Here is an 11,607-nt window from a genome sequence, read left to right on the forward strand (position 1 = left end):
ACTCCCCGATGCAAGGAGCATCGGCTACCAACATTGTCGCCTCCATCGCCGCCTCCACAATCTGACATTATCGCTTCGACATACGCCAACGACGAAGGTTGCAGAAATGTGGGTACACAGTAGCGCGAAGGCGGGGACGACGGCCCTATCTCTACGCCCGCAGGCTATTCGATTACTTGCGGCGCGCCCCAGCCTTGGCCACTGGCGCCGCCTTTGGCTTGGACTTGATAGTCGCCAGGATCGACGGACGCACTTTTGACTCCGGCGCAATGAACGGCGACGGCGCCAGCGCGCGTTCGGTCTTGCGCTTGGGCGCGGCGACGAACTTGTCGAGCGTGCCGGCGCCCGAGGTCTGGCGCTTGCGCTCGCCCGCCGCCAGGCCGCCGTCTTCCGACGCCTGCCAGCTCGGCACCAGGTGCTTGTCGCCATTGCCGATCAGGTCGCCACGGCCCATCTTCACCAGCGTTTCGCGCAGGATCGGCCAGTTGGCCGGGTCCTGGTAGCGCAGGAAGGCCTTGTGCGAACGGCGCACCTTGCCGCTCTTGGCCGTTTCCACGATCTCGGAATCGGCCGTGACTTTTTTCAGCGGATTCTTGCGCGAGTAATACATGGTGGTGGCCATCGCCATGGGCGTCGGCATGAAGGTCTGCACCTGGTCGAGCTTGAAGTTGTTTTTCTTCAGCCACAAGGCCAGGTTGAGCATGTCTTCATCCGTGGTGCCCGGGTGCGCCGCGATGAAGTAAGGAATCAGGTACTGCTTCTTGCCGGCTTCCAGCGAGAAACGGTCGAACATTTCCTTGAATTCGTCGTAGGCGCCGATGCCCGGCTTCATCATCTTCGACAGAGTGCCTTCTTCGGTATGCTCAGGTGCGATCTTGAGCAGGCCGCCCACGTGGTGGGTCACCAGTTCCTTGACGTATTCCGGTGAACGCACGGCCAGGTCGTAGCGCAGGCCCGAGCTGATCAGTACTTTCTTGATGCCAGGAATGGCGCGCGCCTTGCGGTACAGCGAAATCAGCTTGCTGTGGTCGGTACCCAGGTTGACGCAGATGGTCGGGTACACGCACGACAGGCGGCGGCACGATTCTTCGATGCTCTTGTCCTTGCAGGCCAGCCGGTACATGTTCGCGGTGGGGCCGCCCATGTCCGAGATGGTGCCGGTGAAACCCTTGGTCTTGTCGCGGATGTGCTCGATTTCGCGCAGGATTGACGGCTCGGAGCGGCTCTGAATGATGCGCCCCTCGTGCTCGGTGATCGAGCAGAAGGTGCAGCCGCCGAAGCAGCCGCGCATGATGTTGACCGAAAAGCGGATCATGTCCCAGGCCGGAATCTTGGCCTTGCCGTAGCTCGGGTGCGGGGCGCGCGCATAGTTCATGTCGTACACGCCGTCCATCTCGTCCATGGCCAGCGGCAGCGGCGGCGGGTTCAGCCACACATCGCGTTCCCCGTGCGCCTGCACCATGGCGCGCGCATTGCCGGGGTTCGATTCGAGGTGGAACACGCGCGAGGTGTGCGCGTACATCACCGGGTCGCTGCTCACCGTCTCGTAGGACGGCAGGCGCACCACGGTCTTGTCGTGCTTTTCCTTGGCCATGGCCAGGCGTTCTTCGCGCGACATGATGCGGATCGGCTTGATCACTTCCTTCGGCTGGGCGTTGTCGGTGGCGCAGGCGGACTTGTCTTCCTGGGCCATCGCGTACGGGTCGTAGTGGGCGTCGATCTTGCCGGGCACGTCGACCCGGGTCGAATTGTGCACGCCCCAGTCGTCGCCCGGCAGCCAGCCCGGCGGCACCATGAAAGCGGTGCCGCGCAGGTTGCGGATATCCTTGATGTGTTCGCCGGCCGCCAGACGGTGGGTCAGGTCGACCAGCGCGCGTTCGGCGTTACCGAACAGCAGCATGTCGGCCTTGGAATCGGGCAGCACCGAGCGTCGCACCTTGTCGGACCAGTAATCGTAGTGGGCGATGCGGCGCAGCGACGCCTCGATACTGCCGATAATCACCGGCACGTCCGGAAACGCTTCGCGCGCGCGCTGGGCGTACACGGTCACGGTACGGTCCGGGCGCTTGTTCGGTTCGCCATTGGGCGTGTAGGCGTCGTCGGAACGGATCTTGCGGTCAGCCGTGTAACGGTTGACCATCGAGTCCATATTGCCGGCCGTAACGCCGAAGTACAGGTTCGGTTTGCCAAGCACGCGGAAGGCATCGGCCGAGAGCCAGTCCGGCTGGGCGATGATACCGACGCGAAAGCCCTGCGCTTCCAGCAGGCGGCCGACCAGGGCCATGCCGAAACTCGGATGGTCGATGTAGGCGTCACCCGTCACCAGGATGACGTCGCACGAATCCCAGCCCAGGGCAGCCATTTCGGCGCGGGACATGGGAAGGAAAGGCGCAGCAGCAGCGCGGCTAGACCGTTTAGGGACGGTCGCAAATAGATTGGTTGGGGAGCTCATTGGGCAGTATTGTACCGGAAAACCTTCCGGAGCAAGGTGCGCCGCACTTTTTTGAAGGCCGATTGCAACGAAAAAACGTCTTATGTTTCAATAACTTGTGACGTTTGTGCTACATAAACAGGCAGTTGCGGGGCGCGCGGCAACTGCCTGGCGCCCCGGGGTTCAGATGCCCATGTTCGACAGCAGGCGGCCCAGCTCGCGCAGGGCCGGTTCCAGGCGCGGGTGTTCGGCGGCGAATTTGGCCGTGATTTCCTGGCTCCGCTCGGCCAGGCCGTAGGTGGTGGTCGCGGGCGGCTCGGCCAGAAGCATGGCGGCCGGGTCGGCCTGCTCGGCCAGTTCGGCCTGCTCGGCCAGCGCTTCATCGCTCAGGGCAGCCTGGGCGGCGGCGGCGCGCTTGTCCAGCAGAGCCTGGATGTCGCCGTCGAGCTGCATCAGCAAGCCTTGCAGTTCTTCATCGACCTGTTCCGTCTGCGCCAGGTTGGCGTGCAGGGTTATCAGGTGCGACTTCAGGTTCGCTGTGTCGTCGTTCAACATGTCATCCTCATTCATCGGTAAATTGCGTTGCCAGAAACAGTTCTTCGACCTTGGTGCGCGCCCACGGCGTCTTGCGCAGGAATTTCAGGCTCGACTTGATACTCGGATCGCTGATGAAGCAATTGATATCGATCCGCTTGCCGAGCTCGTCCCAGCCGTATTGCGCGACCAGCCGGGTCAACAGCGATTCTAAGGTAATACCGTGTAAGTCGTGAACACTCATTGCTGCAGTCGATCCTATGGGGGGTGAAGGGAAAGCTATACCGTCCTTATACACCCAAATCGCGGCGCGATCCATGGGGCGCAGGGGCAAACCCGCGCCGCGTACGAGCGGGCTCAGACGCAAGTGAAGTTAAACGCGATCTCCAGGTCGAGCAGTTTGACCAGCTCGGTTGACGACTTTCCGGCGACGATGACCGGATACGGCACCTGCGACAGGCATCCCAGGCAAAGGTCGGCCCAGGCAGCCTGGGCGATGACCTCCTTCAAGAAGCCGGCATGCGGCGTCAAGGCCTGCAGCAGCCAGTCGACATGGTCGTCGAGCGGCAGGCTGTCATCGAGCGGCGAGGCCAGCACCCAGACATCTTCTTTGGCGAGGAGCTTGGAATTGGGCCAGCGCGGCTGGCCGGCGAGGCGCACGGTTTTTGGCACCAGCCCGGTGACGGCGCCAATCTGCTCATGGAACTGGCCCGCCCCACCGATACGGAAAGCCGCGTCGTATTCAAAGAAGGGCGATGTATGGCGCTTGAACTTTTTGGTGGAAATGGTTTCCTGGCGCTTGCGGATACGGCTTAGTTTGCGTTTGAGCGAGGCGCGGACATGGGACATTGATGTTTCTCTCGATGATTTATTCGCGGAAAATCCGCACCTCGGTCCAGCACGCCTTGGCGTGCTCGACCATGTGGACGGTGCCGCGCGCGCAGCCCGGCTTGCCGTAATCGGCATGGAAGGCCAGTACCAGGTCGACGCCGGTGGCCAGCATGCGCTGGTTCAACCCGCGCCAGGCTTCGCGGGGAAAGGCGCGGTGATCGGCGCGGTTCTTCTTCATGCGCGTCACCGGCAGGCCCAGTTCGGCGGCCAGCGCGGCCGCACAGGCGTCGGCGCCGGGCGTGTCGCCGGTCACGACGGTGCTGCCCGCCGGCAGATCGGCAAGGGCGCGCCGGATCGGCTCGGGATTGTCCCATGTGGTCGCACCGGTGACCAGGACACACAGCGGCATATTCTCACGCATCGGCCGGCGCCACTTACATCACCACCGAAAAGTTGAACTTGCCGTTGACCGCCGCCGCTTCCTGGGCGTAGGCAATGCTCTCTTCGAGTTCCTGCACGATATCGTCGTGCGCATCGCCTTCCGCGCCGAACACGATGCGCTTTTCCTGTATCGCCGCCAGCAACTGTTCGAGGGCGTCGACGGCCACGCCGGCGTCGGTCCAGACGCCGTCGGTGGCCATCAGCTCGTCGGTCGATTCGATGCCCTCGGGAAGATCGTCCTCGTCGCCGATATTGAAAGCCAGGTCGGTCGAGTCGCACCATTCGGACAGCGGCACCAGGCCGGTGTCGCGGCAGATCTCATCGACCTGGTCGATGTGTTCGTGCAATGCGTATTTGTCGGACTGGTCGGAACTGACGACGCCATCGATCAGGTAATTGGCCCACAACACGGTGCTCATAGGACTCCTTGAAAAATGCGATGCGAATCGGATTACATCAGCCATGAATCCGGATGGACCAGGCCAGCGCCAGCGCCCACAAGGGGCAAAACAACGCGGCTGCCAGGGCGATGCGGCGCCGGGCCACCCGTCTTGCCAGCGCCACGCCAAGCGCGTACAGCGGCAGCAGCACGGCACATTCTATCAACAGATTGCGCCACATAAACCAGTTTGTCAGGCTCAGCCGGCCGGCGCTCGGCAGCAGTCCCAACGGCGATTCGACCTGGGCCAGCGGCAAGGGCCAGAACAGCGGCACCGGGTGCACGCCCACCAGCAAGTCGAGCACCGGATGGGAACAGGCGGCCAGCGCCAGCGCCGCGAACGGCAGGGACGCCGTGCCGGGCCGGCAGCGCCGGGTCGCGGCCCACGCCAGCGCGCTGGCGGCCAGGGCGACCAGAAGCGAATGGGTCCAGCGCGGCTCGCTGTTGATGCCGAACAGCCAGTACGGCAGGTAATCGACGTCGGGCAACAGCGCCAGCCCGACCAGCACCAGCAGCGCCAGGCGCGGGCGCGGCGGCGCAGCCGGGGCGTGGGCGAAGTACACAGCGGCGCCGATGGCCGCGTGGCCGATCAGCGACGACATGCGCGCGCCAGCAAGGTCGCCACGCCCCACCAGACGGCGCCCCACAGCAGCAGCACGCAGGCCCAGCCCAGCGGCGACGGTCCGGCCCAGCCGCCGGAGGGGCCATTGCCGAACACCGGCAGGCGCAGCGCGTCGAGCACGAACAAGGGGGCGTAGATGGTGGCCGCGATGGCCGGCCCGAGGGTGGCGCCGCCGGCCCCGATCCACGACAGCAGCGCGTGGCCGGCGCACAGGCCGATGAAGAGCACGGTGCGCAGCTTCATTCTAGTCGTGCGGAGGATGGGGTTCTTCGCCTGCCGGCAAGATCACGCCGCGCGCCCGCGCTTCGCTGGCCAGCACCAACCGTTCGAGCAGGTGTAAATTTTTTTCGAAGTAGGCAATCTGCGCTTCCATCAGCACCACGGCCTTGCTGCTGCTCGAGTCCTTACCGGCCACTTTTCTCAACAGGTACACCAACATGCCAATTCCCGCCAGCACGGGTATCCAGGTCAGCAGCAATTCCCGTGTGAACGAACTGACCTTTGATTGCTCCACGCCAGGCCGGATCACCTCGGCCGAGACAATGCGCACTTCGCGCGACGCATACGGCGCCATCTGGTCATGAATCGTTTCACGGATGCGCCAGCCCACCTCGCCGGCCGGCGGTGCGATCACATTGTCGACACAGCGGGTGAAGGTATCGACCAGCACATGCTTGTCATCGAAGAAACGCAACTCCAGCATGACGTTCCTGAGCCTGTGGGCGGACGTGTTTTTGAGGATGCCGGACACCAGCAGCTTGCGCCCGTCGTCGGACGGCGTGAACGCGACCTGCTGCAGCGATACCTGTGCCAGCGGCACCGCTACCGTGCCGTCACGGCCGCAGGCCAAGGCCGCTCCGGAGAAGGCCAGCAGGCAAGCGGCGCGCGCGATGAATGTTTTCATTGGAGCTTTCGGGCGAGAGGCGTCAGGGAGCGGGCGACGCCGCCCGGACAGCCGCGCACGCAGCCGGTTCGGCCTGCGCGCCGGCCACCATCTGGCCGGCCTGGAACCAGCCCCACGCCGCCAGCGCCAGCGGAGCGAGCGCAAGGAGCAGGCAGGCTGCGCCGGTCAGGGTGGCGCGCCGGCCGCGCCGGATGCGGGTGGGCCGCAACACCTTGGTGCCTGCGGGCGGAAATTGTCCGCTGCGCAGGCTCTTGTAGCCGGACACGCCGACGGTCGCGCCGAGCACCAGCGCCACCAGCAACGGCAGGCCGACGAACAGGCCATACATCAACAGCGCGATACCGTTCACTGCGCCGGTCTCGCGGCACCCGGGCGAGGCCGCGAACGCCGCCAGCGCCGGGAACAACCACAATTTCAGCGCCACCAGCAGCGCCAGCCCGGCGGGCAGGATCAGCAGGATCAGGCGCTGCCGCTCGGCACGCGTGTATTGCTCGGCAAATTCAGCGGTGTGCTGCACGATGTCTGTTCCCTCGCGGCTGGTCTATTTCTGCTTGCGCGCAGTGCGCGCCGCCGGTGCCGCGCACTGCTGCACGACGTCATTCGCCTCGCGCACGTACAGTTTGGCGTCCTCGTCCTTCGCAACCGAGGGTTCCAGATGCGCGGCGATGCGCCGTACTTCGGCGTCGAGCGCGCCGCTGGCGGCGCAGCCGGCGATCTTGTGCTTGAGCGTGGCCGCCAGCAGGGCCGAGCGGCCGTGCTTGACCGTATCGGGCATGGTGGCGCGCCGGATCGCCAGCACTTCCTCGTAGCGCAGCAAGGCCGCCTGCGACTGGCCCTGGTGCTGCTGCATATTGCCGATGTCGTTGATGATGGCCACTGTATCTTCGGACTGCGCGCCGAAGGTCTGCACCGCCTGCGGCAGCATCGCCTCCAGCAGTTCCTGGGCGCGCTTGTGGTTGCGCTCGGCGCTGTAGCTCATCGCATGGGCGGCGCGCACTTCGAGCGTGACCGGGTCGGCCATGCCCAGGGTAGTGCCGTACACGGCAATGGCGCGCTCGTACCAGGCGCGCCCGGCCTGGTTGTCGTTCACGCGCATGTAGCTGCCGCCCAGGTTCACGTAACTCATGCCGGTCTGGTAACTGTTCTCGCCATACGCCTTGCGCCGCATTTCCATGCCTTCGGTCAGCAGGCGCCGCTCGGCGTTGACGTCGCCGGCCAGGCCCTTCAGGCGTCCGAGCGCGTCGGTGGCGTCGGCCTCGATCTGCGCGTTGACGTTCTTGCGCGCCAGCGCCAGCACCGCGGCCAGTTCCTCGCCGACTTTGGCGGACTCGTCCTTGTTCTGGAGGCGCTGCTCGGCGCTGTCGAGCATGGCCTGGGCGGCCTGGTTCGATTCATTGCCGAAGCCGGCACGGCAGGCTTGCACGGCGGCGGCCAGGCCGCTGCGGGCGGCGGCGCCATCGCCCCGGTCGCCGGCACGCTGGGCGTCGAGCGCATACGCGTGGCACAGCACGCCGGAGGCATCGTGGGTGCGGATCTTTTCGGCGCGGGCGCCGGCGATGGCGTCTTTCAGGGCGCTGGCCGAGGCCGGGGCCTTGCCTTCGTTGTCCAGCGCCAGCGCGCTGCAATACTGGCGCTGCGGCACGAATTCGAGCGCTTCGGCGTCGGCGCAGCAGTCCGGACCGCTACAGCGCGGGCCGGACTCGCCCGGCTCTTCGGTCAACTGGACTTCGCGGGGGCGTACCGGTTCGGTGGTACAGGCTGCAAGGCCAAGGACGCACAACAGGATGGAAGCGAGCGGGAGAAGGCGAGGTGTCAGCATAGGGGCAACGTTCTGGATGAGGGACGTGCCATATTATAAAGCATTGTTCCTATGCTAATTTTCAAGCGGCGGGCGCTTGCTTCAGATGGCCGATCAGGCGCTCGACGTGGCGCACGTCGCCAATGCCCATGAAACCGTGGCGGTGCAGCTGGCTTGCGATCGGGGTGTTGTTGTCGAATGCAGGTTCGAGCAGCAGGTCGCCGCTGTCGTCCGGGCCGCCGGCGCAGCGCACATGCACCAGCGCCGCCGGCGCATAGGTGCGCGTGAGCACCGGCCCGCGGGTGTCGATGCTCAGGGCGCGTTCAGTGGTGATGGCGTGCACGACGCCGGCAGCATGCTTGCGCATCCGCAGCGGCTGGAGCAGGCAGTAGACAGCGATCCCCAGCAACAGGAGCGGCGTGCCGGCCACTTGCAACACGCCCCATCCCCGTACCGCCGGATTCCACAGGGCCGGGGCCATCAACACGCAGAACAACAGCGTAGACAGCGTGCCCGGAATAAAGTACCGCCACTTGCGCAATCCCTTTTTCAGATAGCTGGCGGGGATCGGCTGCGCCGCCCAGACCAGCCGTTCGCCCGGCCCCAGTTCGGCTTGCAAAGCCGTGCTCAGCCGGTCCGGCAAGGCGGCGATCTCGGGCGTCATGAGCGCCTTCTGGTAGCTGGGGTGCGGCGTGCCCGGCGCCAGCGGCAGGGTTTTTGCGAGCGCCGCGACCAGCTCATGCGCGCGCCGCACGCCGGCAATGGCGAGCAGGCCGTAGCGCCTGGTCGTGTAGCCGTGATCGCCGATGGGTACGTGTTTGGTTTGCAGTATCAGGTCGCCCCAGCCGCCGTCGTATTCGGTGCGCTCGATCTCTTGCAGTTGCGCCGGCCCATACGAACTGACAATCTCGGGATCGTCGCCGCCGAGCAGGAGCACGCGCTCGCTGGTGATGGCATACACCATGTGGCGCGCCTCGTCCGCCATCGTCGATGAGCCGCGCAGGCCAACCACGCCGAGCAGCAGGAGCGGCAGGCCGGCCAGCGCCAGCAGGTCGACGCCGGGGCCGGAGGTGAGCAGCGTGCGCGCGATGCTGCCGGCCATCCACAGCAGCCCGAACAAGGCCAGTACGGCAAACAGCACGCGGTATTCGTACACCCGCCTTTTCCTGTAGTGCCCGGGGATCGGCTGGCCGACCCAGACCAGGCGCTCGCCCGGTGTCAGGGCTGCCTGGAGGCGGTTTTGCAGATGCGTTGAAAGGATGGCGATGTCGGTCAAACGGGCTCCATGGAGGAAATCGGCGCCCCGATTATGGCGCATGGTAAATCCACAGACGAAAAAAATGCCGTTCGCGCTGAACGGCATTTTGGGGGTCGGTGCAGGCTTACTTGGCGTTCAGGCCACGGCGTTCCAGCAGCGGCGCGATTTTCGCATCGCGGCCGCGGAAGTTGCGGTACATCTGCATGGCGTCGAGCGTGCCGCCTTTCGACAGCAGCATCTTGCGGAAATGGTCGCCGTTCTTGCGGGTCAGGCCGCCGTTTTCGTTGAACCATTCGACGGTGTCGGCGTCGAGCTTCTCGCTCCACAGGTAGCCGTAGTAACCGGCCGAATAGCCGCCCGAGAACACGTGCGAGAAGTAGGTGGTGCGGTAGCGCGGCGGCACCGGTGCGAAATCGACGCCGGCGTCTTTCAGCGCGGCCGCCTCAAAAGCGACCACGTCGGTCGGGATCTGCGCCGCGCTCAGCTGGTGCCAGCGCTGGTCCAGGATCGACGAGGCCAGGTACTCGGTGGTGCGGTAGCCTTCGTTGAACTGTTTCGAGGCGATCACCTTGTCGAGCAACTCCTTCGGCATCGGTTCGCCGGTCTTGTAGTGCTTGGCGTAGTTGCCCAGCACTTCAGGCCAGACCGCCCACATTTCGTTGACCTGCGACGGGAATTCGACGAAGTCGCGCGGCACGCCGGTGCCGGCGAAGCGCGGGTATTTCACGTCCGAGAACATGCCGTGCAGCGCGTGGCCGAATTCGTGGAACAAGGTACGCAGTTCGTCGTAGGTGAGCAGGGTCGGCTCGCCGGCGGCCGGTTTCGGAATGTTCAGGTGGTTGCCGATGACCGGGCGCGTGCCCATCAGGTGCGACTGGGGCACGTAGGCATTGGCCCAGGCGCCGCCGCGCTTGTTGCCGCGCGCGTAGAAGTCGGCCACGAAGATCGCCAGCGGCTTGCCGTTGGCGTCGATCACGTCGAATACGCGCATGTCGGGGTCGTACACCGGCAAGTCCTTGCGTTCCTTGAAAGTGATGCCGTAGACCTTGCCGGCGGCGTAGAACACGCCGTTGGTCAGCACGCTGTTCAGTTCAAAGTACGGGCGCAGCTGGCTCTGGTCGAAATTGAAGCGCTCGGCGCGCACCTTGTCGCTGTAGAAGGCCCAGTCGTGGGCGGCCAGCTGGAAGCCGCCCTTCTCGGCATCGATGACTTTCTGGATGTCGGCCGCTTCCTTGCGCGCGTTGGCCACGGCCGGCTTGGCCAGTTCGCCGAGCAGCTTGTTGACCGCGCCGGTGTCCTTGGCGGTCTGGTCTTCGAGCATGTAGGCGGCGTGGTTGGCGTAGCCGAGCAGTTCGGCGCGTTCGGCGCGCAGTTTGGCGATCTTGAGCACGACGCCGGTGTTGTCGAACTCGCCGCCACGGCTGCCGCGTGCCAGCGAGGCCGCCAGCAGGCGTTCGCGCACGCTGCGGTTGGTCAGTACCGACAGCGGCGCCTGGCCGGTGGTGTTGGTGACCGGGATGGCGAACTTGCCGTCCAGGCCGCGTTTCTTGGCCACGCCGGCGGCGGCATCAATGGCGGCGTCGGACATGCCGGCCAGTTCGGCGCGGGTGTCGACCACCAGCGCGGCGGCATTCGCCTCGCTCAGCACGTTCTGGCTGAAGGTGGTTTGCAGGGTGGCCAGTTCGGCGTTATAGCCCTTGAGCTTGTCCTTGTCGGCGGCGTTCAGCTTGGCGCCGGCGCGCACGAAGTCCTTGCGGTAGCGTTCCAGCAGGAAGGCCGATTCGGCATCGAGGCCCAGCCTGGCGCGTTTGGCGTACAGGGTTTCGATACGGTCGAACAATTTCTGGTTCAGCAGCATGGCGTCGCGGTGGGCGGCCAGCTTGGGCGCCAGCTCGCGTTCGAGACCCTTGATGGTGTCGTTGGTGTTGCCGCCAGCGAAAATGCCGAAGGCGCCACCGGTACGCGAGAGCAGCTTGCCCGAGCGTTCCATGGCGACGATGGTGTTCTCGAACGTGGCCGGTTTGCGATTGTTGGCGATGGCGTCGATTTCAGCGGCGTGCTGGCGCATGCCTTCGGCAAAGGCCGGGGCGAAGTGCTCGTTCTTGATTTTGTCGAAGGCCGGGTAGTTGAACGGCAGGGTGCTGATGTTCGCGAACGGGTTGGCGGCGTCGAGCGCGGCGGATGCAGGCGCGGCGAAGGCGAAGTTGGCCACGGCCAGGCTGGCCGCGATGATCATGAGTTGGGGACGGGTCATTGTGTTTGTAGAGAAAGAGGAAGAGCCCGTCTTTCCCGCGCCAAGGCGGCCCTCGGCGGGAATCCATAGCACCTTCGCGGATCGGAGGTGCTATG

13 protein-coding genes are annotated in these 11,607 nt (G+C 65.2%); all 13 read right to left on the reverse strand.

All coding sequences use genetic code 11. The annotated features are described in order from the left end of the window. Positions 1–172: 172 nt before the first annotated feature. The gene (locus F1609_RS33430; RefSeq protein WP_167082169.1) at positions 173–2,452 is read right to left on the reverse strand and encodes a YgiQ family radical SAM protein; all 2,280 of its coding nucleotides are present in this window, start codon (positions 2,450–2,452) and stop codon (positions 173–175) included. Between the two features lie 162 nt (positions 2,453–2,614). Continuing rightward, positions 2,615–2,986, reverse strand: coding sequence for a DUF4404 family protein (locus F1609_RS33435; RefSeq protein WP_167082171.1), 372 nt, complete (start codon positions 2,984–2,986; stop codon positions 2,615–2,617). Positions 2,987–2,993: 7 nt separating this feature from the next. Next, the gene (locus F1609_RS33440) at positions 2,994–3,209 is read right to left on the reverse strand and encodes a VF530 family protein (protein WP_167082173.1); all 216 of its coding nucleotides are present in this window, start codon (positions 3,207–3,209) and stop codon (positions 2,994–2,996) included. Positions 3,210–3,322: 113 nt separating this feature from the next. Then, positions 3,323–3,814 carry a DUF4279 domain-containing protein gene (locus tag F1609_RS33445; RefSeq protein WP_167082175.1) on the reverse strand — a complete coding sequence of 164 codons (492 nt, stop codon included), beginning with the start codon at positions 3,812–3,814 and terminating at the stop codon, positions 3,323–3,325. A gap of 19 nt (positions 3,815–3,833) precedes the next feature. Further along, positions 3,834–4,217 (reverse strand): SLOG family protein, encoded by a 384-nt coding sequence (locus tag F1609_RS33450; protein ID WP_196785525.1) that lies wholly within the window; start codon positions 4,215–4,217, stop codon positions 3,834–3,836. Positions 4,218–4,230: 13 nt separating this feature from the next. Further along, positions 4,231–4,656, reverse strand: coding sequence for a hypothetical protein (locus tag F1609_RS33455; protein ID WP_167082177.1), 426 nt, complete (start codon positions 4,654–4,656; stop codon positions 4,231–4,233). Between the two features lie 37 nt (positions 4,657–4,693). Continuing rightward, positions 4,694–5,278, reverse strand: coding sequence for a metal-dependent hydrolase (locus F1609_RS33460; RefSeq protein WP_167082179.1), 585 nt, complete (start codon positions 5,276–5,278; stop codon positions 4,694–4,696). Beyond that, positions 5,266–5,541: a hypothetical protein gene (locus F1609_RS33465; RefSeq protein WP_167082181.1), complete on the reverse strand. Its 276-nt coding sequence runs from the start codon at positions 5,539–5,541 to the stop codon at positions 5,266–5,268. Before F1609_RS33465 ends, F1609_RS33460 begins: the two co-directional genes overlap by 13 nt. 1 nt (position 5,542) lies before the next feature. Further along, positions 5,543–6,202, reverse strand: coding sequence for a hypothetical protein (locus F1609_RS33470; RefSeq protein ID WP_167082183.1), 660 nt, complete (start codon positions 6,200–6,202; stop codon positions 5,543–5,545). A gap of 22 nt (positions 6,203–6,224) precedes the next feature. Further along, complete coding sequence (locus tag F1609_RS33475; protein WP_167082185.1) at positions 6,225–6,719, reverse strand: hypothetical protein; 495 nt, start codon at positions 6,717–6,719, stop codon at positions 6,225–6,227. A 24-nt stretch (positions 6,720–6,743) separates the two neighbouring features. Continuing rightward, complete coding sequence (locus F1609_RS33480) at positions 6,744–8,021, reverse strand: tetratricopeptide repeat protein (protein WP_167082187.1); 1,278 nt, start codon at positions 8,019–8,021, stop codon at positions 6,744–6,746. 61 nt (positions 8,022–8,082) lie between these two features. After that, positions 8,083–9,276 (reverse strand): hypothetical protein, encoded by a 1,194-nt coding sequence (locus F1609_RS33485; protein ID WP_167082189.1) that lies wholly within the window; start codon positions 9,274–9,276, stop codon positions 8,083–8,085. A 106-nt stretch (positions 9,277–9,382) separates the two neighbouring features. Next, positions 9,383–11,512 (reverse strand): M3 family metallopeptidase, encoded by a 2,130-nt coding sequence (locus F1609_RS33490; protein WP_167082191.1) that lies wholly within the window; start codon positions 11,510–11,512, stop codon positions 9,383–9,385. Between the last annotated feature and the right edge of the window lie 95 nt (positions 11,513–11,607).

It is taken from the genome of Massilia aquatica, assembly GCF_011682045.1.
In the GTDB taxonomy this organism is placed as follows: domain Bacteria; phylum Pseudomonadota; class Gammaproteobacteria; order Burkholderiales; family Burkholderiaceae_D; genus Telluria_A; species Telluria_A aquatica.

What these genes read in the sequence shown, in the direction of transcription:
- F1609_RS33430 (WP_167082169.1), bottom strand. Translation starts at nt 2,452, where the DNA reads ATGAGCTCCCCAACCAATCTATTTGCGACCGTCCCTAAACGGTCTAGC.
- F1609_RS33435 (WP_167082171.1), bottom strand. Translation starts at nt 2,986, where the DNA reads ATGTTGAACGACGACACAGCGAACCTGAAGTCGCACCTGATAACCCTG.
- F1609_RS33440 (WP_167082173.1), bottom strand. Translation starts at nt 3,209, where the DNA reads ATGAGTGTTCACGACTTACACGGTATTACCTTAGAATCGCTGTTGACC.
- F1609_RS33445 (WP_167082175.1), bottom strand. Translation starts at nt 3,814, where the DNA reads ATGTCCCATGTCCGCGCCTCGCTCAAACGCAAACTAAGCCGTATCCGC.
- F1609_RS33450 (WP_196785525.1), bottom strand. Translation starts at nt 4,217, where the DNA reads ATGCGTGAGAATATGCCGCTGTGTGTCCTGGTCACCGGTGCGACCACA.
- F1609_RS33455 (WP_167082177.1), bottom strand. Translation starts at nt 4,656, where the DNA reads ATGAGCACCGTGTTGTGGGCCAATTACCTGATCGATGGCGTCGTCAGT.
- F1609_RS33460 (WP_167082179.1), bottom strand. Translation starts at nt 5,278, where the DNA reads ATGTCGTCGCTGATCGGCCACGCGGCCATCGGCGCCGCTGTGTACTTC.
- F1609_RS33465 (WP_167082181.1), bottom strand. Translation starts at nt 5,541, where the DNA reads ATGAAGCTGCGCACCGTGCTCTTCATCGGCCTGTGCGCCGGCCACGCG.
- F1609_RS33470 (WP_167082183.1), bottom strand. Translation starts at nt 6,202, where the DNA reads ATGAAAACATTCATCGCGCGCGCCGCTTGCCTGCTGGCCTTCTCCGGA.
- F1609_RS33480 (WP_167082187.1), bottom strand. Translation starts at nt 8,021, where the DNA reads ATGCTGACACCTCGCCTTCTCCCGCTCGCTTCCATCCTGTTGTGCGTC.
- F1609_RS33490 (WP_167082191.1), bottom strand. Translation starts at nt 11,512, where the DNA reads ATGACCCGTCCCCAACTCATGATCATCGCGGCCAGCCTGGCCGTGGCC.